General features: G+C 46.8%; 20 protein-coding genes. All 20 read right to left on the reverse strand.

The features are described 5' to 3' along the window. Window positions 1–35 precede the first annotated feature (35 nt). Window positions 36–2,771: an isoleucine--tRNA ligase gene (gene ileS / locus KNQ12_RS03505; protein ID WP_058713764.1), complete on the reverse strand. Its 2,736-nt coding sequence runs from the start codon at window positions 2,769–2,771 to the stop codon at window positions 36–38. Window positions 2,772–3,070: 299 nt separating this feature from the next. After that, complete coding sequence (locus KNQ12_RS03510; RefSeq protein WP_023468794.1) at window positions 3,071–3,592, reverse strand: DivIVA domain-containing protein; 522 nt, start codon at window positions 3,590–3,592, stop codon at window positions 3,071–3,073. A gap of 25 nt (window positions 3,593–3,617) precedes the next feature. Beyond that, a complete protein-coding gene (locus KNQ12_RS03515; RefSeq protein ID WP_029342133.1) occupies window positions 3,618–4,388 on the reverse strand; it encodes a YlmH family RNA-binding protein in 771 nt (256 codons plus the stop codon). Continuing rightward, complete coding sequence (locus KNQ12_RS03520; protein WP_023468796.1) at window positions 4,385–4,660, reverse strand: YggT family protein; 276 nt, start codon at window positions 4,658–4,660, stop codon at window positions 4,385–4,387. The genes KNQ12_RS03515 and KNQ12_RS03520 overlap by 4 nt, the downstream gene beginning before the upstream one ends. 2 nt (window positions 4,661–4,662) lie before the next feature. Continuing rightward, on the reverse strand, window positions 4,663–4,989 hold the full coding sequence (locus KNQ12_RS03525) for a cell division protein SepF (RefSeq protein ID WP_231496839.1): 327 nt from the start codon (window positions 4,987–4,989) through the stop codon (window positions 4,663–4,665). Between the two features lie 193 nt (window positions 4,990–5,182). After that, on the reverse strand, window positions 5,183–5,854 hold the full coding sequence (locus tag KNQ12_RS03530; RefSeq protein ID WP_023468798.1) for a YggS family pyridoxal phosphate-dependent enzyme: 672 nt from the start codon (window positions 5,852–5,854) through the stop codon (window positions 5,183–5,185). Beyond that, window positions 5,841–6,617, reverse strand: a complete 777-nt coding sequence (gene pgeF, locus KNQ12_RS03535; protein WP_023468799.1) for a peptidoglycan editing factor PgeF — start codon at window positions 6,615–6,617, stop codon at window positions 5,841–5,843. The genes KNQ12_RS03530 and pgeF overlap by 14 nt, the downstream gene beginning before the upstream one ends. Before the next feature lie 84 nt (window positions 6,618–6,701). Continuing rightward, window positions 6,702–7,856 carry a cell division protein FtsZ gene (ftsZ, locus tag KNQ12_RS03540; protein WP_023468800.1) on the reverse strand — a complete coding sequence of 385 codons (1,155 nt, stop codon included), beginning with the start codon at window positions 7,854–7,856 and terminating at the stop codon, window positions 6,702–6,704. Between the two features lie 47 nt (window positions 7,857–7,903). Further along, entirely contained in the window at window positions 7,904–9,208 is a 1,305-nt protein-coding gene (gene ftsA / locus KNQ12_RS03545; protein ID WP_214746378.1) for a cell division protein FtsA, read from the reverse strand. A 229-nt stretch (window positions 9,209–9,437) separates the two neighbouring features. Continuing rightward, on the reverse strand, window positions 9,438–10,217 hold the full coding sequence (locus KNQ12_RS03550) for a cell division protein FtsQ/DivIB (protein WP_214746380.1): 780 nt from the start codon (window positions 10,215–10,217) through the stop codon (window positions 9,438–9,440). A 61-nt stretch (window positions 10,218–10,278) separates the two neighbouring features. Beyond that, window positions 10,279–11,373: an undecaprenyldiphospho-muramoylpentapeptide beta-N-acetylglucosaminyltransferase gene (murG, locus tag KNQ12_RS03555; protein WP_035396718.1), complete on the reverse strand. Its 1,095-nt coding sequence runs from the start codon at window positions 11,371–11,373 to the stop codon at window positions 10,279–10,281. Then, on the reverse strand, window positions 11,370–12,716 hold the full coding sequence (murD, locus tag KNQ12_RS03560; RefSeq protein ID WP_214746383.1) for a UDP-N-acetylmuramoyl-L-alanine--D-glutamate ligase: 1,347 nt from the start codon (window positions 12,714–12,716) through the stop codon (window positions 11,370–11,372). Before murD ends, murG begins: the two co-directional genes overlap by 4 nt. A gap of 33 nt (window positions 12,717–12,749) precedes the next feature. After that, window positions 12,750–13,712: a phospho-N-acetylmuramoyl-pentapeptide-transferase gene (gene mraY, locus KNQ12_RS03565; RefSeq protein WP_023468805.1), complete on the reverse strand. Its 963-nt coding sequence runs from the start codon at window positions 13,710–13,712 to the stop codon at window positions 12,750–12,752. A gap of 22 nt (window positions 13,713–13,734) precedes the next feature. After that, window positions 13,735–15,054, reverse strand: coding sequence for a UDP-N-acetylmuramoyl-tripeptide--D-alanyl-D-alanine ligase (locus KNQ12_RS03570; protein WP_074668418.1), 1,320 nt, complete (start codon window positions 15,052–15,054; stop codon window positions 13,735–13,737). A gap of 108 nt (window positions 15,055–15,162) precedes the next feature. Next, window positions 15,163–17,208: a penicillin-binding protein gene (locus KNQ12_RS03575; protein ID WP_235147584.1), complete on the reverse strand. Its 2,046-nt coding sequence runs from the start codon at window positions 17,206–17,208 to the stop codon at window positions 15,163–15,165. An 89-nt stretch (window positions 17,209–17,297) separates the two neighbouring features. Then, window positions 17,298–17,684, reverse strand: a complete 387-nt coding sequence (gene ftsL / locus KNQ12_RS03580; RefSeq protein WP_023468808.1) for a cell division protein FtsL — start codon at window positions 17,682–17,684, stop codon at window positions 17,298–17,300. Between the two features lie 13 nt (window positions 17,685–17,697). Further along, a complete protein-coding gene (gene rsmH / locus KNQ12_RS03585; RefSeq protein WP_035396712.1) occupies window positions 17,698–18,636 on the reverse strand; it encodes a 16S rRNA (cytosine(1402)-N(4))-methyltransferase RsmH in 939 nt (312 codons plus the stop codon). Window positions 18,637–18,797: 161 nt separating this feature from the next. Beyond that, complete coding sequence (gene bshC, locus KNQ12_RS03590; RefSeq protein ID WP_214746385.1) at window positions 18,798–20,360, reverse strand: bacillithiol biosynthesis cysteine-adding enzyme BshC; 1,563 nt, start codon at window positions 20,358–20,360, stop codon at window positions 18,798–18,800. A 29-nt stretch (window positions 20,361–20,389) separates the two neighbouring features. After that, the gene (locus KNQ12_RS03595) at window positions 20,390–20,746 is read right to left on the reverse strand and encodes a DUF3397 domain-containing protein (RefSeq protein ID WP_023468811.1); all 357 of its coding nucleotides are present in this window, start codon (window positions 20,744–20,746) and stop codon (window positions 20,390–20,392) included. Beyond that, window positions 20,743–21,552, reverse strand: a complete 810-nt coding sequence (locus tag KNQ12_RS03600; protein WP_214746388.1) for a ketopantoate reductase family protein — start codon at window positions 21,550–21,552, stop codon at window positions 20,743–20,745. The genes KNQ12_RS03595 and KNQ12_RS03600 overlap by 4 nt, the downstream gene beginning before the upstream one ends. Window positions 21,553–21,568 lie beyond the last annotated feature (16 nt).

A 21,568-nucleotide genomic window follows, 5' to 3' on the forward strand; every position in this document is an offset into this window, starting at 1 on the left:
CCTGCGAAGTCGCAGTCGCCCCTCCCTTTGTATCATTATAAAGAATTGACGACTTCAGTACAACGTGGGCAAAGCGTCGGATGAGCCGGATCTTGTCCGAGTTCCGTCGAATATGTCCAACAACGTTCACATTTTTCACCGTCAGCTTTTTGAACCGTGATGCCAGTCGTCTCATACATCTTATCCGCTGTTTCCACGAATTCGAGTTGTGAGACTTGGAGTAATTGCTCAAGATGATCGATTGTTCCGAGCAAGGCTTTCGTCTCTTCCTTCGGTGCAAGTAAGAGTTTCGCTTCGAGTGTCTTACCGACGAGTTTCTCAACGCGCGCTTCCTCGAGTGCTTTTAAGACATCATCGCGGAACGTCAGGAACGCGTTCCATTTCTCGATGAGGGCAAGTCCTTCTTCTGAGACTTCGACCGTTTCCGGAAGGTCTGTCAAGAAGATACTCTTCGTCTCAACAGCTGGTACGAATTCCCATGCTTCGTCTGCTGTGTGTGGCAAGACCGGTGCCATCAATTGCAACAAAGCAACGACTGTATCATACATGACCGTCTGAACCGCACGACGCGATGTCGCGTCTGCTTTTTCGATATACAGGATATCTTTCGTGTAATCGAGGTAGAACGACGACAAATCAAGGACACAGAAGTTGTGGAGCAATTGATAGACCGACATGAAGTCGTACGCATCATAAGCCGCTTTTACTTTTCCAACAAGTTGATCCAGTTTCGTCCGCATGAAACGGTCTGACTCTGGTAAGTCTTCAAATGCGACGCGGTGCGTCGCAGGATCGAATTGATCCAAGTTTCCGAGGAGGAAACGAACCGTGTTGCGGATTTTACGATAGGATTCTGAGACTTGTTTGAAGTTATCCATCGATGCCCGGACATCAGCTTGATAATCGACAGATGCGACCCACAAGCGAAGGATCTCTGCTCCGAATTGCTGCATGACTTGAATCGGAGCAATCGTGTTACCGATTGATTTCGACATCTTGCGTCCTTGACCATCCAGAACGAATCCGTGACTGACGACCGCTTTGTATGGTGCTTTTCCTGTCGTTGCGACGGCTGTCGATAGCGACGAGTTGAACCAACCACGATATTGGTCAGATCCTTCAAGATAGAGATCCGCTGGACGTGTCAATTCAGGACGTGTCGCAAGGACACCGGCATGTGATGAACCAGAATCGAACCAGACATCCATGATGTCAGTTTCCTTTTTGAAGATACCGTTCGGGCTTGCTGGATGTGTGAATCCTTCAGGAAGCAAGTCGACTGCTTCGCGCTCATACCAGACATTTGATCCGTGAGCTGCAAATAAATTCGCGATATGATCAATCGTTTCTGGTGTGACGATTTCCGTTCCATCTTCAGCATAGAAGATTGGAAGCGGAACGCCCCAAGCACGTTGACGTGAGATGACCCAGTCGCCGCGGTCTTTGAACATGTTGTGGAGACGTGTTTCGCCCCACTCTGGTACCCACTGGACACCTTTGATCTCATCAAGGATTTCCGCACGGAAGTCTTTGATTGAAGCGAACCACTGTGGCGTTGCCCGGAAGATGACCGGTTTTTTCGTCCGCCAGTCGTGTGGATACGAGTGTTTGATGAACGACAGTTTTAAGAGAGCGCCTGCTTCTTCGAGTGCAAGACCGATTTCTTTGTTCGCATCCTCATAGAACATGCCTTCGAATCCAGGCGCTTCTGCTGTCATGACCCCTTTATCGTCGACTGGGCAAAGAACGTCAAGACCGTACGCTTGACCGATACGGAAGTCATCTTCCCCGTGACCTGGAGCCGTATGCACGACACCTGTCGCTTCCGCTGTAACGTGATCGCCAAGCATGACGAGTGATTCACGGTCGTACAATGGATGTTTTGCTTTCATGTATTCGAAGTCCGCACCATTAAAGATACGTCCGACTGTTGCGTCTTCCCATCCGAGTGCTTCGATGACTTCAGGAACGAGTGTTTCCGCTACGATATAGCCTTTTCCTTGATACTCGATCCGCGCATATGTCAGTTCCGCACTGACAGAGATTCCGAGGTTCGCTGGAATCGTCCATGGTGTCGTCGTCCAGATGACGAAATGATCCGTCGGCTCTAAGATGTTTTTCCCGTCCATGACTTGGAACGCGACATAGATGGCAGCTGACCGTTTATCTTGATATTCGATTTCTGCTTCAGCGAGTGCTGATTCAGAAGACGGTGACCAATAGACCGGTTTCTTCCCTTTGTAGATATAGCCTTTGTTCGCCATATCCCCGAATAAACGAATTTGAGCTGCTTCAAATTCTGGTTGCAGGGTGATGTATGGGTTGTCATAGTCACCGAGAACGCCGAGGCGTTTGAATTGTTCGCGTTGGTGATCGACTTGTTCGAGCGCATATTTCGCACATAATTCACGGAATTCTGCGACCGTCATCGATTTACGATCAACACCGGCTTTTTGAAGTGCTGTTTCAATCGGTAATCCGTGTGTGTCCCAACCAGGCACGTACGGAGACTGGAAGCCGTTCATCGATTTGTAGCGGACGATGATGTCTTTTAAGACTTTGTTTAATCCGTGACCCATGTGGATGTCACCATTCGCATATGGAGGACCATCGTGGAGGATGAACGTCGGCTTTCCAGCGTTCTTTTCCTGGACCGCAGCGTAGAGATTCATCTCTTCCCATCGTGCTTGCATATCTGGTTCACGTTTTGGCAAGTTGCCTCGCATTAAAAACTCCGTTTTCATCATCAATAAGGTTTCTTTGTAATCCATCTGACCATCTCTCACCTTTCGCTTTAAAAGTACAAAAAAAGCCAAGCTCATCCCTGAGATAGGGACGAGCTTGGCTGAACTCGCGGTACCACCCTACTAATCCCGCTCGCCAGTTTGACGACGCAGGACCGCTTAAGAACTCGATAACGGGAGTGAGCCGGCATGACTTACTGTTCAGCGAACGTTCAGTCATGCACTCCAAGGGGATACCCCATCTTTTTCGTTGCTCGGGCTTCCACCATTCCCCCGATTCGCTGTCAACCGTCCAAGATACGACGTGTCCTTGTCATTGATTTTATTTATACGACATCGTCGTCATTATACGCAACTGCTGGAACATCGTCAAGCGCTCCACGAGAAGAGAAATCAAACGCATCCCAGTCATGGCTCGTCAATAATTCCATCTGCGCATCGATCAATACTTTGAATCGATTACGATAGAGTTCGATTTTTTTGCGCATTTGCTCGACTTCGAAGTCTGTCCGTTGTGCCCGGCGTTGCGCCGCATCTTGCAACTGCTCTGCTTCACGTTCTGCTTGCTTTAGGATCAAGCTCGCTTCTTTTGAAGCATTGGCTTTGACTTCTTCAGCCGCTTCCTGTGCAACGATGATCGATTTATTCAACGTTTCTTCCATCGAACTGAAGTAGTCGACACGCGCTTGCATGTTTTGGATGACTTCCTGTTGTTGACGATTCTCACGTAACAACAATTCAAAATCCTTGATGACTTGATCTAGGAATTCGTTCACTTCATCTTCGTCATAGCCGCGAAACTTTCGTGTGAACTCCTTATTATGAATATCGAGTGGCGTTAATGGCATGATGAATTCCTCCTCCGCATTTATCTTATCCTTTTAAAATACCGTATTGTAGCTTGATCCGGTCACGTTTCGTTGATCCGAGGATTGCAATCAACTTGACGCGTCCTGTTCCACGCAAGGAAAGCAAGTCGCCTTCTTCTAGCATGAAGCTCGAATCATCCACTACTTTATAATTGACCTTACTTTCACCTTGTTTAATGAGCGTCTGTGCTTTTTGACGCGAGAAGCCGAGAATTTCACTCACGACCGTATCGAACCGAAGTGAACTGACGAACCCAAGTGTCTCTTCCCACTCTTGATCCTTCACTTTCAAACGGTCTTCCGCCTCAACACGCGAAAGACGAATCTTCGTCTTCCCTGCTCGTTCGACGTTTGCTTCGATATAGGTCGCGACTTCGTCCGCGACGGCAAACTGTACTTGATCCTGAATGATGACGTCGCCGAATTTAGCTCGTTTCAATCCGACGTTCAATAATGTACCGGTGACTTGACGATGAGAAAGTTCAACGAATTTAGTAGGATAATGAATGCGATAGATGGAAATGTCAAAGTCATCCGCGTTGTATTCATAATAATCTGGTGCGAGGATTGCCCGTTTACGTTCAGCGCCTTCGAAACCGCCCTCAAAAAAGAGGGCGCATTTCGAACCGACGAGTTCTTGTGTGATTTGTTGTTCACGTGGATCTAGGAAATCCGTTAATTTGAACGTATAGGTCGCTTCCACATGATCGATCCAGTTCAAGACTGAATCGACGAATTCCCGCTCGCTTCCACGATAATGATCGTATACGCTCATACTAAAAAGATTGCTCGGATACCCGATTGAGCCAAGTTCAAGACGAGGAAGGCTACAATCGGCGAGATATCCAGCATGCCCCCGATAGGCGGGATGATACGACGGAAGGGCGCTAGGAATGGCTCGACTAACATCGCGAGCACTTGTCCGAATTTAGAATCACGGGCATTCGGGAACCACGAAAGCAGGATATAAACGATCATGACGTAACTGTAATACTGTAATAACGTACTTAATGTACGACCAATCGCGTACATCACTTGAGAATCCATACTTACCACCCCTTATGATTAATATCATCTTCTCCAAGAAGATTCGAGATGCTACCAGCTAACTCGACATTGTTCGGAACACAGAGGAGGGTATTCTGACTGATCGTCGTAATCGTTCCATCGAGAGCGAAGACGACACCAGATAAGAAATTAATCATCTGTCGTGATTGATCTTTTGACATACGCTGCATATTGACGATGACAGCACGGTTCTGACGAAGATGTTCCCCGATTTCCTGGGCTTCGTTGAAGACACGTGGTTCACTCAAGATGACTTGCGATTTCGTTTTTTTCGTCGCATGAAGCGGCACGATATTCGATTGTCTCACGCTGTCCTCCTTTTGAGTAACACTTGGGGTAGATTCCTCGTAATACTCTTCATACTCTTGTTGTGAAGCACCTCTACCTTTATTTATTGTAGCATCATTTTCATATTCAAGTTCATCTAAATCGTCGCTGTTGCCGAGAAATAGATTTTGCATTTTTGATTTAAAACCCATATCCATTCTCCCTTCTTCTCGTTTAGGTGTGAACGAGCGTCGTCCCGATTCGGACGAACGTCGCCCCTTCTTCGATGGCGATTTCAAAATCCGATGACATTCCCATAGATAACTCCGTACATGGAGCATACGACAATTTTTTCGCCTTGACCTCTTCTTGCAATGTTTTTAATGACCGGAATACCTCACGGATACGCGCCGTATCTTCCGTCAACGGTGCCATCGTCATCAGTCCGATGACACGAATCGCGGGATATTGACCGATTTCGTGTAAGAACGATGGTACATCCTCAGGCGCGATGCCTTGCTTCGATTCTTCCCCAGAAACGTTGACTTGGATGAAACAATCAATGATTCGGTCTGTTCGTTTATTGATCTCTTCCGCCAAATGAAGACGGTCAAGGGAATGCAACACGTCAATGGCATCGATGATTTGACGAACTTTACGCGTTTGTAGTGTACCAATGAAGTGCCACGTACAAGCAGTTCGTCCGAGCTCTGCCTGTTTTTCAAGCAATCCGTCCGGACGATTTTCTCCGAGATGGGTCACGCCAGCTGCTAATAATTCAGAAGCAACTTGACTTGAGACTGATTTCGTCACACCAATCAACTGTACCTGCTTTTCAGAAGAACTCTTTTCACTCGCTTGTTCCATTCGTTTTGTAACTTCTTGTACATTATCAAGAATTGACATCCAATGACTCCTTTACGATCAAACTTGCAAAGCGCCCACCGTGGTCACCGTGGCGATAAGAGAAGTAATCTTCCGCCTGACAGTGTGTACATAGACCTGAGTCAAGGACATCACCGACTCCACAACGCTCAGCTAGCGCAGCATTCGTTTTTTGTAGCGATAACATCGCTTTTCCATCTTCCTTGCGTATGTAAGGAGACTCATCGAGTTCAAGCGCATCGATTGCATCGATGACCGGTTGATCGACTTCGTAACAACAATCACGGATCGATGGACCAATGACCATTTGAATCGATGAACGACTCGCACCCGCACGTTCCATTTGCTTGACTGTTTCCTCGACGATATTGCCAACGGTTCCGCGCCAGCCGGCATGCGTATTCGCGATGATTCCTGTCGTCGGATCACAGAAGACAAGCGGCACACAGTCAGCGAAGAGCATCATCAATAAGACATTCGAATCGGTCGTCACCAATCCATCTGTACCCGGAATCGCTGTTTCGTAATCCAAAGCACCGCGCCCGGAGTCAAGTGTCGTCACCTGTTCGACGTGATTTCCGTGAACTTGCTGTGCCCAAATCGAGTTCTCGAGGGAGAGATCAAGCTGACGTGCGATGACTTGTCGATTCTGGATGACACCGTCGCGATCATCGTTGACATGTAACCCTAAATTTCCGTTTTCATGAGGGGCAGCGAACTTCGTCGTAAAGGCGGCACGTACTGTACCTGTCGGTGTATCCCATTTGATCCATTGTCCAAACATGTTCATGCCTCCTTTGATTTTAAAAAAAGAGGCGCCGCTTTCGCGACACCTCATCGTTTAGCAGTCGTGTCACTGGAACATCGATCAACGATTATTCCGGCGAAGGAAAGATGGGATGTCCATCGTTTCTTCGACATCTGGCTCTTTAGCCGGTTCGGGATTCGAGCTGACAGGTGTCTCTTCGACTTGTGGTTTTGACTCCTCTGTTGGTGGTGGAGTCGCTTGTTTTTTCTTCAATAAATTCTTCATCATTTCTTGAGCGGATGGAATTTCGAAATCGAGTGGTTCGTTTTCGAATTCCGTCGCGATGACTGTAACGATGATTTCATCTTCTAGGTTATCGTTGATGACAGAACCAAAGATCAAGTTGACTTCCTCATCAGCTGCACTCTGAACGATTTGTGCGGCTTCCGTCACTTCGTACAAGCTAAGGTTCGCACTACCTGTGATGTTCATCAGAACACCTTTCGCGCCTTCGATCGAGGTCTCAAGCAACGGACTCGAAATCGCTTTTTTCGCTGCTTCCGTCGCGCGGTGTTCGCCTGTCGCGACACCGACACCCATTAAAGCAGAACCTTTTTCCGTCATGATCGTCTTCACATCGGCGAAGTCGAGGTTGATCAGACCAGGTACGGCGATCAAGTCAGTGATACCTTGTACACCTTGACGCAAGACGTTATCTGCTTCTTTGAACGCTTCAAGCATTGGTGTGTTCCGATCAACGATTTCAAGTAACTTATCGTTCGGAATGACGATCAACGTATCGACTTTTTCTTTGAAGTTCTGGACACCTGAAACAGCATGTTGCATCCGTTTACGTCCTTCGAACATAAATGGTTTTGTGACGACGCCGACTGTCAATGCACCGATTTCTTTTGAAATCTCCGCGATGACAGGAGCAGCTCCTGTACCAGTTCCGCCACCCATCCCAGCTGTGACGAAGACCATGTCAGCGCCTGAAAGGATTTCTGTTAATTGCTCACGGCTCTCTTCCGCCGCTTTTTTACCGATTTCCGGATTGGCACCCGCACCGAGACCACGTGTCAATTTAGCACCGAGTTGTAGTTTTACGTCAGCTTGTGACATGTTCAATGCCTGCGCGTCCGTGTTTACTGCGATGAATTCTACGCCTTGGACACCGTGTTCAATCATTCGGTTGACGGCGTTCGAACCGCCACCACCTACACCGATGACCTTGATTTTTGCTACTTGGTCCATCATTTCATCAAAATGCAACATAAAAAGGGCCCCCTAATATTTTTTACTCATTGGATTTTTTGTAGGCATTAACCAAAGAATTTCTCAAAGAAACTACTGAATGACTTTTTCTCTTTCGGAGGCTGTTCACGTGTTGGCCGTTCGTTTCGCGTAGGTGACGTCTGTTCGTTCATGAGCAGTGCATCCTGTTCATGTCCGTGCGCTACGGCTTCCTTCTCTTCCGCCCGGTCGAAACCTGATTTCGATACGGCGCTTCTTGAGAGCACATAACGTAACATACCGGCTGCGACGGCATACTTCGGATGACGAATACCAAGACTAGCAGGTTGATAGACATTGACGCTCTGCTTGAAGATTCGTTTTCCGAGCTGATCGATTCCCGGTAATGAAGAACTTCCCCCACATAAGATTAAGCCACTATTCATGTGAGCGTATCCTGCTTGCGTCATTCGTTTTTGAATCATCTCGAAGATTTCCTCAAGTCGTGCTTCTAAAACGAATCCAATCTCTGATTGTGGTTCGAAACGATGTTCGCCGTTGATCGTGACGTAGGAAACTTTCTCTTCCGGATCCCCGAGTGCTTCAAGCGCAATACCATATTCTTCTTTAGCAAGTTTCGCGTCTTGATATTTACAATTCATCTTGTACGTCAAATCACGTGTCAGATGATCACCACCGTATGGCAACGTCGTCGAGTAGACGAGATCATTCTTTTCGTAGATGGAAAGTGTCGTCGTCTCATGACCGATATCGATGATTCCGACACCGAGTTCGAGTTCATCAATCGATGCTGCGATTCTAGATACCGCTAAACTCTCCAGCACATATCCAGCAAGCTCTAAACCAGCCCGTTCAATGGAACGTTTAATGCTATGTAGGATCGTCTTCGCTCCGATGATGAGCTTCCCTGTTACTTCGAGACGATAACCGATCATTCCTCTCGGATCAGTGATTTCTGTTTGCTGATCGACCGTAAAGGTCTTCGGCAAGACATCGACGACACTGAGTTCGTTCGGAATTCGCATGACCATCGCAGAATGCAGAACGTCTTTCACGTCATCATCCGTGATTTCATTGTCCTCACCTTTGATCGATGTCATCCCTTGGCAATCCTTCACTTGAATGTGTTCACCGGAAATAGCGACATATACTTCACCAATTGGTTCACCAAGTGTACGTTCCACTTCCGTAACCGCTTGTTTAATGGCTTGTACCGTTTGATCGATGTCAACGATGACACCTCGTTTAACACCCGCGGATGGTGCAGAACCTTCAGCAAGAACGTTCAGCGTTCCACCAAGTAGTTCACCGACGATGAGTTTCACCTCCGATGTCCCAATGTCGAGCGCGGCAATCGTACCTTTCGTTTCCATGGGAGTGACACCTCCACTTTCATAATACTAATCCTTTTTATTCCTAATTATATTCTAGGAATGAGTCAGGCTTCTTCTCGTTTAAGTCTACACTATATAAATACTTACGAAAAGAAGTTATTGCCCGTCTTAGCGTTCGAATAGATTACGATTTGATGACGATTCGAACAAAGGTCGACGAATGAAAACACACGTTTGTTTTTTTATTCGTCAGCTCTTTACGAATCTTCTATTTTTTTCCTTTATATGGCTTGAAATAGATACCGCCATCAATTGTAATCGTTCCCGTCTTTCCTTTTGGTAAGGCAGAAATGACCTTTACGTATTCATTCAAGGAATTTGAAAAGGATGATGTACTGAGTAACACCGTATTCCCATCCGTCATGAATAATTTCAGACCACCCTTGTCCGTCTTATCGTTTGCGACGATTTCAGAGATCCGACTACGTACTTTCGGCTCGATCTTAACGAGTTCCTTCGTCAACCGATTTAATGATTGATCCGTAAATCCAGTCAGAATTGGTGCATCGAACAATTCTTCCTTCGACTTTCCGGGAATGATCGTTCCGTCCGCCAGTACGATCCGGTCTCCTGGTTTATCCTTTGCGTAAGCGATCTCTTTCTCTTCCGTCACCGTCACGCGATATTGATGCAAAAACTGTTTTTGCATCGTTGCTTCCTGAATGCCTGGAACCCTCTCGATTCGTTCAAGAATGTCTTCCTCTGATAGATTAAAGGCGTGTGTCTCATTCACCTTAACTCCTGATGCCTTCAAGATATCTGATGTTTTGACATTAAGATTACCATCAATATCAAATCGAGCGACCCGAGAATAACTCGACTGTAGATAAAAAACGACACCGACCAATAGACCAATCAGAATCAGGACATAGATGAGCCTCCGGTTGGCTTTTTTGCGACGTTGTTCACGGATATAAGGTATCTTATCCTCGAGGCTGCGGACGTTCTCGTCCTCTTGTGGTCGTCCAACCGCACTCCGTTCCCTCACGTCTCATTCCCCCTCTATAACGTAACAATTCATTTCCCTATCGGTCTTTTCCTGCAATAGTTTAGTTTTTTTGTCCTGTCAGTCGTAACAATTCATCGACTAAGTCCCGTGAAGCGTTCGGCATACCGAGCGCAAGCGCCGCTTCAGACATCATTTGTTGTTGTGCTAACGCTTTTTCGCATGCCTCAAACAACCGATCACCCGTTAGCTCTTGTTCACGAATCAATAGACTCGCACCTGTCTCGACGAGTGATGAGGCATTGACCTCTTGGTGATTTTCCGTCACGTAAGGACTCGGGATGAGCACACTGGGTAAGCCGAGTGTCGTCAGTTCTGCCAATGTGCTTGCTCCCGAACGTGAAATGACGAGTTGACTTGCTTTTAAGATGTTCGGTAAATCATATACGAATGGGCGAAGTTGAATGCGTTCTGGTAAGGAACCAACGCGTGACATAATCGTATCGTAATGAATTTGACCAGTAACGAAGAGGAGCGACCAGCCTGCTTGCTCGACCTTTGGCATCATATCGACGACTGCTTCGTTGATTGCAGGTGCGCCACGACTACCGCCATAGATGACGACGAGAGGACGTCCTTCCTCAAAACCGAAACGTTGTCGCTCTTCAAGCGGATTGATGTTGAGCTCTGCCACTTCAGAAGCACGCGGATTTCCGATTAAAACCGTCTTCGCTTCATTCTTACCGAAGTGATGTCCAGACCCTTTAAAAGAGAGTGCAACACGATCCACATACCGAGCTAAAAATTTATTCGTGATACCAGGTAGACTGTTTTGTTCATGAACGAGTGTCTTGAAACCCATTTTTGCAGCCGTATACAATACCGGTCCACAAACGAACCCACCTGTACCGACGACGATATCCGGTTGGAACTGACGCAGTAGTCGACGAACACGCCGGACGCTCTTGACGAACCGGATACCAGTCTTGACGTTTTCGAACGACAAGGAACGACGGATGCCAGAAATCTCAATCGATTCAAATGGAATTCCCGCACGACGGACGATATCCGCCTCGAGACCATTTTCTGTTCCGATATAGAGGACCTCACACGGCATGCGTTGTTCGAGCTCCCGGATCATAGCGAGTGCCGGATAGATGTGACCTCCTGTACCGCCTCCAGAGACGACGATTTTCATACTGTTGTTCCTCCTACTTCATGTACGGCACGAACGAAATGATCGCCGCGCTCTTCATATGTCTTGTATTGATCCCAACTTGCAGATGCTGGTGACAGAAGAATGATGTCGCCGGGTCGTGACACTTCAAACGCTACTTTCACGGCTTCATCCATCGCCTCAACGACGGTCGACGCATATCCATTTTCTGACGCAAGCGTTCCGAATCGATGACCCGTCTCCCCCAGTCCGATGACATGTTTGACATGCTTCATTGAATCGAGTAACGGTGTCAAATCCGCTCCACGCTCGAGTCCGCCACATAACCAGATGATGGGTGCCGTAAATCCAGACAACGCCGCTTCTGTTGCCACATTATTCGTCGCTTTTGAGTCGTTGTAAACTTTTCGACCAGCAATTTCACCGACGAACTGTGTCCGGTGCTCTACACCACCAAACGTCCGTAGAACATGTTGAACGTCAGATAATGCTAAGTTAAACGGTTCGACGAGTGTTAAGGCTGCGAGAACGTTCTCGACATTATGCCCACCACCGAGAGCTAGTTCACTAACAGGTAAGATACTCGTCCCATTGATTGTCAACGTATCGTTCATGATTTCTGCATACGCCGATTGACGACGAGAGAACAAGAGTGGCGTTACTTCAGCTGTCTTTCCGAGTGCATTGACGGACGCATCATCGGCATTCAAGACAAGACGATCCGTTTCTTTCATGTTCTTAAAGATCCGGGCTTTCGCTTCGCCATACGATTCAAAATCACCATGATAATCCAGATGTGCTGGTGATAAATTCAAAAATGCTGCCGTATATGGTCGGAACTGCTCGATCCCCATCAATTGAAAACTTGATAATTCAATGACGATGATATCGTCCTGTTTCGCCTGACATGCGATTTCAATTGCCGGGAATCCAATGTTTCCTGCCAAATGTACACGCCGCGTACCGGTTTTCAACAACTCATGGACCAGCGTCGTCGTCGTCGTTTTCCCGTTCGATCCTGTGATGGCAATCCACGTCGCATCGGTTGCTTGATACGCTAGTTCTACTTCTGTCCAAACCGGAATGTCGCGTCGTAAGGCTTCTTGTAGCAGATCGATGTGATACGGAATTCCTGGATTCTTGACGATCAAATCGATGTCATCGAGTAGTGTGAGCGGGTGCTCACCGTAGACCGTCTTAACATCGAGTGATGCAAGCGTCGCTTGATCACTCTCGGACGGCGTTTTCCCGTCATTGACCGTTACTTCTGCACCAACACTCGCTAAATACCGAGCTGCTGCGATTCCACTTTTCGCCGTTCCGAGAACGAGCACTTTTTGATCATTCCATTGTCGTTGTTCCATTGTTGAATCGCTCACTTTCTCTCTTCTTTTTTATTACACGAATAGATAGGCGATGAATGCCATCAAACAGCTGATTCCTGCGAATGTACCGACGATCCGCCATTCGCTCCAACCGACCATTTCGAAGTGGTGGTGAATTGGGCTCATTTTGAAAATTCGTTTTCCTGTCGTCTTAAAGGAGATGACTTGTAGAATGACTGATAATGTCTCGACAACGAAAACGATACCAATTAAGACGAGTAGTAATTCCAGTTTTAAGACAATCGATAGACCTGCTAATGCAGCTCCAAGTGCAAGTGACCCTGTATCTCCCATGAAGATCTTCGCTGGGTGCGCATTGAATAATAGGAATCCGATCAAGGCACCGACCGCTGAGAAAGCAAAACAAGCAGCGCCTACTTCATCTGCGATAAACCAACTGTATAATCCGAAGAACAAGAATGTTGGAATCGCTGTAAATGATACGAGACCGTCCAATCCATCCGTCAAGTTGACTGCATTTGAGAAACCAACTAACCAGAACAAGGCAACAAACGGATAGACGATACCGAAATCAAGCTCAAAATCGGTAAATGGAATCGATAGATACGTCGCGTCACTTGTAAATCCACCACTCAACCAGACAAATAACAATCCGACGACGATTTGTCCAAGTAATTTTTGTTTTGAATTCAGACCAAGGTTACGTTTCTTGACGACTTTGATGTAATCATCAATGAAGCCGATAACGCCATACGCAAGTGTTAAAAACAGTAACGATAATTGTGTCGTCGATAGATCGCCCATGACGACTGCACCGAGAACGCTGACGATCATCGCGACAAGAATGACGATTCCACCCATCGTCGGTGTTCCGGATTTGACCTGATGCCATTGCGGTCCTTCTTCCCGAATTTCCTGACCGAACTTCAATTGGTGTAGAAACGGAATCGCTTTTGGCATGACGAGTAATACAACAAGAAATGCAAGAATAAGACTGATGAATAATGTGATCATAGCAGACACCCTTTTTCAAAAATTAGTTTTCGTTCAGATAGGTTAATATCCGTTCAAGCGCCATCCCACGTGACGCTTTCAATAAGACGATTGTTCGTTCTCCGAGCAATGGGCGCAATCGTTTTGCAGCATCCTCGACGGTTGTCGCGAATTGGATTTGAACAGACGGGTCGCTGATTCCTTCAGCAATCCACGCGCCTTTCTCCCCTACTAGGATAGCATGCGAGACAGGTAACGCAATCCGCTTTCCGACCGAGGCATGTAATAAGCGTTCTTGGTCCCCTAATTCATACATATCGCCGAGGACGAGAACGCGTGTCGTATACCCTTCCAGCGCAGTGACCGTCTCAATCGCTGCATTCATTGATGTCGGACTCGCGTTATACGCATCATTGATGACCGCAGTCTCTTCAAAGAGTAATCGTTCCATCCGCATCGGTGTCAATTCAACCGCATCGAACCCTTCTTGAATCCGGGCGTCCGTCACGCCAAGTGCACGTGCTGTCGCAATCGCGTATGCTGCATTTCGGACTTGGTGTTTCCCTAGCACTGGTAGGTGAAAAGCGGTGCCATCGTAAGTAAAGGCCGTTCCAAAGAACGTTGCTTCCTTCGTTTCGATCCGGTACGTATTTCCGATTTGATAGCCGATCTTCTCCGCTTCGACTTCTGCGAGAAGTGGTTCGTCACCATCAACGAATAAATGACCACCTGGTTTGAGTCCGGATTGAATCTCAAGCTTCGCTTTGGCGATGCCACTGCGTCCACCGACTTGCTCCGCATGCGATTCGCCGATGTTCGTGACGAGTGCGATATCTGGCTCAGCTAGATTCGATAGGAATTCAATATCGCCAAACCCGTTCATTCCCATCTCAAGCACAGCGACTTCCGTATCAGCTGGCATCATGAGAATCGTTAACGGCATTCCGATATCCGAATTGAAGTTTCCTTGTGTCTTATGTGTCTTAAACGTCGTCTTGAGTACGCTCTCGACCATGTCCTTCGTCGATGTCTTCCCATTTGATCCAGTGATGGCGACGATTTTTGGCGCAATCTGCATTAAGTATCGTTTTGCGATGTGTTGCAGGGCAACCAATGGTTCATCGACTTCTAAAAAGACGATATCGATGTCTGGTCGATCAATGCCTTTCTTCCATAAGGTGACGATCGCTCCTTGGTTTTTTGCACCTTCAAGGAATCGATGACCATCAACGCGTGCTCCTTGAATCGGAACATAGAGACCGTCTTCAAGTTGTGCGCGTGAATCCGTTGCAAAATGACGAACGATACGATCATCTTTCACATCGAGATGCAACCATTCAGCGAGTTGCGTAATTGTTAACATGATATATACCTCCATTTGATGACAGCAAAAGAGGACGAATGCAAAAGTCAACGAATGACTCCTGTTCGTCCTCGTCTTCCTGTAGAAATCAGGAAATTTGCCCCACCGTTATTCTTTAGGTTCAGCTAGTTCGACCGTTAACTTTCCATTTTCCCTCACTAGTGTACCAGTTCGAGCTGATTGTTTGGTTACAAAACCTTTACCAATGACATCAAGCTTCAAGTCATACAAGCTGACGAGTTTTTTGACGTCTCGCTGCGACCACCCCGTCAAATCCGGCATTTTGAACGTATTTGCTGTCTTCAGCAAGACACGCTCTCCGCTGACGAATTCTTGACCACGAGACGGAATCTGCGAAACGACTTCAGCACCATCGCCTAGGATGATTGGAACAGCCTCTTGTTCTTTTGCTAAATCCGTCGCTTGTCGGGCACTCTTCTTGATGTAGCTTGGCGTAATTTTCGCTTTGACATCCACCGAGTCCTTTTGCGTTTCCGGTTGAATGCTCCGGTATTGCAATGCTGTGTTCATGACACTCTTGAACACCGGACTCATGATGAGGGGTCCTGAAACAGACGATTCACTTTTCGAAGGACGATCGACTGCGATGTACATGATCAATTCCGGATCATCTTTTGGCGCCATACCGATGAACGAGTGAATGAATTGTCCTTGAATGTATTTCCCATTCTCAGAAATTTGAGCTGTACCGGTCTTCCCGATGACACGGTAGTCTTTCAACTTATACATTTGCCCGGTTCCGATTTTACTATTGACGACACCATCAAGTGCATCCCGCGTCGCTTTTGCCGCCTCTGCCGAAATCGGCTTACCGACGACCTCTGTTTTCGCCCGGTACGGTGCTTTATCCGTATGATCCGCTTTTTGGATGATATGCGGTTTGACCATCTCGCCGTCACCAGCAATTGCCGTTGCCCCTTGAAGCAGTTGCATTGGTGTGACCGCAGTCGATTGTCCCCATGACGTAATGAGCGCATTCAACGGTTTCGACAAGTCAGATTGACTGTTTACTTCTCCCGAGATGTCTATACCCGTTCGTTGGTCAAAATGAAACTTCTTAAAGTATTCTTTATAACGCTCAATCCCAAGTTTTTCTGCTGTCAACTTCGAGAACATGACGTTCGAGGAGTGATAGACTCCTTCAATCATCGGAATAGTTCCCCAACCGACATCGTTATAATCCTTGATGACCGTTCCTTTGTAGTTATAACTACCCGATTTATACATCTCATTCGGACGGAACACTCCCGCATCAATCGCCGCTGCGAGCGTAAAGATTTTCATCGTCGAACCGGGTTCGAACCGTGACGAGACGGCAAAATTCGTGAAATCTTTCATGTCACGTAAGTTCGGGTTGAACGATGGACGATCCGCCATGGCAAGGATTTCACCGGTTTTCGCATCCATGACGATCCCTGTCGCATTTTTCGGTTTGTACGTGTTGTACATTTTTTGCATTTGTTTCTCTAGCGACTGTTGAATGCGGTGATCGATCGTCAAGTACAGGTTTGACCCGTCCTTCGGTTCATTCGAGACACGCGACGAGCCTTGGATCAACGGATTACCGCTCCGATCTTTCTCGAAGACACGTGCCCCGTAAGATTCGCTTAAGGCATCGTCATACTGTTTTTCGATCCCCATTTGTCCCTGTAACGCGACACGACCATTCTCCTCGGTGATTTTTTGGACGAATCCAAGTGTATCGGACAAGAAGATACCATTCGGGTAATATCGTTTCGGCTCTTCAATCATCCGGATTCCAGGAAGTTTCAACTTATCAATCTTCTCTTTTTGATCGAGCGTCAAATCATTTCCTTTTTTTCCGAATTCGATTTGCGAACGATCTTTGTTCTCAATCAAATAGGTCTCCAGTTCCTTCGTCGTCATCCCAAGAATCGGTGCAAGACCTTCAGCCGTCTTTTTAAAATCGACGATCGTCTCGTCCGGATCTTTGACGCCACCTAGTCGGTAAATACCAATCAAATGATAGGATGGAACATTGATCGCGATCGGTGAACCGAGTCGGTCGAAAATTTCACCGCGTTCTGCCCCGAGCGTCTCCTGAGACTCCCATCGCTTTTTCTCAGCATAGGCGATCATGTCTTCCCCATGGAATTGTTTTGTTGTCGCCAAGTATAAAAATCGACCAATGAACACAAAAAAGAGAGTAGCAAATATCACCATGATAAAGGCTACTCTCCAACGGGATTTTTTCAGTGGATTCATTTAGGAATCACCTTGATGTTCCCTTTACGCATATCAAGACCCTGTTCTTTTGCAATCTTATAAATCCGTTCCGGAGAGCTTAAGTTCGTGACCTCTAGTTGTAAACGTTCGTTTTCTTTTTTGAGTGATTGTGTGACTTGGTTCTCTTTCGCTAAATCACGGCTCACATTATACGCTTCGTTATGCGTACTGATCGTCAAACTCCCAAATAACACAAGACCACCAATCATCGCGCTGTATAAGAATTTTTCAAAGGGATACAAGCGATACTTCGGACGGACGGCGACGCGACGCGCGATATCTTCCGTCTTTCGTGGTTCCTGAACAGGTTGTTGACGAACGGGTTGAACCGTTTGGACCGATTTACGAAGTGGTTCTGCCATTGGAATGCTCCTCTCAAGTTTCTTTCATTTTTTCAGCAACTCGTAATTTTGCCGATCGGGCGCGACGGTTATCATCGAGCTCTTCAACACCCGCCGTAATCGGCTTGCGTGTGACGAGTCGGAGTTCCGGCTCCATTTCGACGGGAATCATCGGTAACCCCGGTGGAAGCTCGGGTAGTGATGATTTTTCTTTGATTGCTTGTTTACACATGCGATCTTCAAGTGAATGGAACGTAATGACACATAGACGTCCACCGACCCGTAATAAATCAATGGCTTGGTGTACCGCACGATCAAAGACGTTCAGTTCATCATTGACAGCGATCCGGATTGCTTGGAAAGTCCGTTTCGCAGGGTGACCACCTTTACGTCGTGCTGGTGCCGGAATCGCATCCTTGATCAATTCGACGAGTTCAAATGTCGTCTCGATCGGTCGCTCTTCCCGCGCTTTTTCGATTTTACGCGCAATCTGTTTCGAGAATTTCTCTTCCCCGTATGTAAAGAAGATACGTACGAGATCATTGTACGACCACTCATTGACGACTTCGTAAGCAGAAAGTGGAGAAGATTGATCCATGCGCATGTCGAGACGTGCGTCGTGATTGTAACTAAATCCCCGTTCCCCTTCGTCTAATTGTGGTGAAGAGACACCGAGATCGAATAAGATGCCGTCCACTTTCTCGACGCCATGTGCTGCTAATTGCTCTTTCAGATAAGCAAAATTACTCTTTATTAAAGTAAAGCGACCTTCATACGCCGCGAGACGTTCTGCTGCATGAGCGAGGGCGACATCATCTTGATCAAATGCGTACAGATGACCTGTCGTCAATTGCTTGACGATCTCTTCACTGTGTCCTGCTCCACCTAATGTACAATCGACGTAAATACCGTCGGGTTTAATCGCGAGTCCTTCTATCGATTCCCATTTCAATACTGTTTCATGCTCAAACATGTCCTGCCTCACCTTTCACTGTCCTTGAAGGACGTTACTCTTTTTCAATGTATCACATTCTCTCGTGAAAACGTTACGAAAATGAGACAGTTTCCTTGATTTATTTAACTTTTGTGTAATTTTCGCTAAAAAAGAGAAAAAACCTGCTAGTTTCAGCAGGTTTAGAGGAAAATCTTCAGTTGATCACTCGTATTCGCTTCATAGGCTGTTCTTAAGTCCCGAACAAAATCAAGACCATGGTGATTCAACCACGGGAGGACAGAATGAATCCGCTCTTGTGGCGCTCCATCAGGAAGAAGATGATAAGCCGTCTCTTTATATTGCCGTGTCTGTCGGTCAAACTGACGTCGATCTTCTGCCAGTAGACTAGCAATTGCTTGATCGAGCTGTTTCTTGACCTTCTCACTCTTACTCGATGTCCGCAGTAGATTCTGTTCGAGCGAGAGGAATTCCGAGACGAAACTGTCTTTTAGCATCGCTGCCGTCTGCATACGTCCTGTCATCTTCTCTTCTGAATAGAGCGGAATCGGTACGCCTGATCGGACGATTTCTTCGAGCGACACCTCAAGTTTAGCAAGACGCTTTTCATCGCTACGGCGCACGAGTAACCCACCCATGCGGGGAATCAATAACGGCATCGTCCAATTCAGGTGATGAAAGAGCGGTCGTAAGCGTGTCCAGTATGCTAACTCCCCCGGACCCCCGATATAGGCAAGCGTCGGGAACAGGTAATCCTGCATCAATGGACGTGTGACGACACTGTTGGAGAAACGTTCCGGACTGGCGTACAGCAACGCGATCAATTCAAGCTCCGTATATTGCTTTCCTTGTTTTGTCTCGAATCCGTCTGCTGTCGGATACAGTAACTGACGACCATGATCATCGACGAAAAGATGCGCCGCTTCCTCGTTCAAGAATGTATCCGGTAACTCTTGCGTCTGTGAAATACCATCCGTCAATGCTCGTCTAAATTCCGCATTTTCTTGAATCAACCGTTCAAAGAACGGAATCTCGAGTTCACGGACAGAATGTGTATCCGCATCAAAGAAGACGATATCAAAATCGATCAATTCACCGATCAATTGTGAGAAAAACATCCCATACGATGTACACGCTTCAACGAGTTGCTTCAGGCGCGCAACTAATTGTTTCGTATGAACCGTTTCTGGCATTGCTCGGAATGTCTCTTCGATGATTTCAAGAAGTGCTGCTTGATCAAAAGAGAGCCGACTGACCGAGCGGGCAATCGATTCTGAAGGTGTGACAGCGATTTTACGCGTTTGATAATCCGCTGTCGGAACGTAAACATGGTTAATCTCATCAAAATCGTGATCTTCGGTCGCGAGCCAAAAAATCGGAACGACAGGCCGCCCAAGTGTCGTTTCCGCCTGCTGTGCGACCTTCAGACAGGTCAACAATTTATAGATGGCATATAATGGTCCGCCGAAGATACCCGTTTGTTGCCCTGTAATGACAACTTGAGCTTCACCCGTACGAAGCTTCGCGACACGTTCCCGCAAACGCTCCGTCATATTCGGATTTCGACGTTCTAGTTCGTCTGTCAGTGCCGCAAGATGCGGATAGTGACGTTCTTCAAGCAAACGGCTCCTCGACGCTAAACCACTCTCTCCAAGGTGGTCGACATATGTTAAGAATTCTTCTCGTGAAGCACGATGCATCAACGAGTTATCATCGTATAAGGCTTCAAATGGTTGTACCTTCAAACAAAATCCCTTCTTTCTTACCTAACTGGTCAGCTGATGAACAGTTGACGAATACCGAGTACGAACAGTATGAAATGGACGGGTAATGCCAGCAAGATGATGATCCGCCAACTGTGGCGAATCATTTGTCTCAAATCAACATCAAGTTGACGAATTCGTTGCCAGAGTGCATTCAACGCAAACACCAACAATACGACGATGACGATCCACCCTAAGTAATTTGTTCCGGTCAAGGCAATCAATGCAACATGAATCGCATACAGAACGATGAATGTTCCAAAGTCGAGTGCAAATCGAACGGCCTTCCCATGTTTCCGAAATAGAAGTAGAAAGACGAGATACAACGCAATCAGGCTGAATAAAGGAAAAATGATGAAGACTGTCACTGCGGACCCTCCCTCTGTTTGATCTGTTCATAATAAAAAGATAAACGTGGCGTCGCAGTCGTCGCCTGACGTAATGCGTATCCAAGTATCGGTTCTACTTCCGTTCGTCGTCCATACTCAAGATCTCGTAACATGGAAGAACGATTTTTGCTCGTATTCTTCATGATCCGCTCGATTTCGGAATAAGTAATGTCATGGTGCGGGAAAATCGTCCGCATTTCGTCAAATAATTGACGGGCTTCTTCTCGATAAGGCATCTCTAATAAGGATCCATTCTCAACACCGTAATAAGCCGTCACTGGATTGATGACGACGTTGATGAACAGCTTCGTCAATAAAACGGCTTCCATATCTGACTCAAGTTCAAAGCACAGCTGCTTTGACGACAAGTTCGCTACCTCTTGATTTCCGTAGCGGATGCGTCCTTTTCCAGTATGCTGGACTTCAAACGGTGCAGTACGCATGGCACCATGTTCGACGACACCAAATAAGACATGCGGCAATTGCTCTTTCCATTTCAAATGATCCATTCCATTTTGCAGGAACATGACGGGACACGTCAGCCGTTTAAGGAATGGAATCACACTTTTTATATCATACGACTTTGTCGCGACAAACACCAAGTCTTCTGACTCGAGCCGATCAATCTTCCGGATCCGTACGAGGCGACTCGCTTGTACATCGCGAATGATTGGTCGTTCCTCATCTTGTTCTTGTCGCACATAAAGCGTGACTGCATGATCTTCCGATAAATAAGAGGCAAGCAATAACCCGATGGCACCCGCGCCAATGATTCCAACATTCATCTATTCCTATCCCCTT

This window comes from Exiguobacterium sp. s11, from assembly GCF_018619015.1.
GTDB lineage: Bacteria > Bacillota > Bacilli > Exiguobacteriales > Exiguobacteriaceae > Exiguobacterium_A > Exiguobacterium_A indicum.

Bases quoted from the DNA above. Each gene is read 5' to 3' on its own strand.
- ileS (WP_058713764.1), bottom strand. From the start codon at position 2,771: ATGGATTACAAAGAAACCTTATTGATGATGAAAACGGAGTTTTTAATG.
- KNQ12_RS03510 (WP_023468794.1), bottom strand. From the start codon at position 3,592: ATGCCATTAACGCCACTCGATATTCATAATAAGGAGTTCACACGAAAG.
- KNQ12_RS03515 (WP_029342133.1), bottom strand. From the start codon at position 4,388: ATGAGCGTATACGATCATTATCGTGGAAGCGAGCGGGAATTCGTCGAT.
- KNQ12_RS03520 (WP_023468796.1), bottom strand. From the start codon at position 4,660: ATGGATTCTCAAGTGATGTACGCGATTGGTCGTACATTAAGTACGTTA.
- KNQ12_RS03530 (WP_023468798.1), bottom strand. From the start codon at position 5,854: ATGTCAATTCTTGATAATGTACAAGAAGTTACAAAACGAATGGAACAA.
- pgeF (WP_023468799.1), bottom strand. From the start codon at position 6,617: ATGTTTGGACAATGGATCAAATGGGATACACCGACAGGTACAGTACGT.
- ftsZ (WP_023468800.1), bottom strand. From the start codon at position 7,856: ATGTTGCATTTTGATGAAATGATGGACCAAGTAGCAAAAATCAAGGTC.
- ftsA (WP_214746378.1), bottom strand. From the start codon at position 9,208: ATGGAAACGAAAGGTACGATTGCCGCGCTCGACATTGGGACATCGGAG.
- murG (WP_035396718.1), bottom strand. From the start codon at position 11,373: ATGAAAATCGTCGTCTCTGGAGGCGGTACAGGAGGTCACATCTATCCG.
- murD (WP_214746383.1), bottom strand. From the start codon at position 12,716: ATGGAACAACGACAATGGAATGATCAAAAAGTGCTCGTTCTCGGAACG.
- mraY (WP_023468805.1), bottom strand. From the start codon at position 13,712: ATGATCACATTATTCATCAGTCTTATTCTTGCATTTCTTGTTGTATTA.
- KNQ12_RS03570 (WP_074668418.1), bottom strand. From the start codon at position 15,054: ATGTTAACAATTACGCAACTCGCTGAATGGTTGCATCTCGATGTGAAA.
- ftsL (WP_023468808.1), bottom strand. From the start codon at position 17,684: ATGGCAGAACCACTTCGTAAATCGGTCCAAACGGTTCAACCCGTTCGT.
- rsmH (WP_035396712.1), bottom strand. From the start codon at position 18,636: ATGTTTGAGCATGAAACAGTATTGAAATGGGAATCGATAGAAGGACTC.
- KNQ12_RS03600 (WP_214746388.1), bottom strand. From the start codon at position 21,552: ATGAATGTTGGAATCATTGGCGCGGGTGCCATCGGGTTATTGCTTGCC.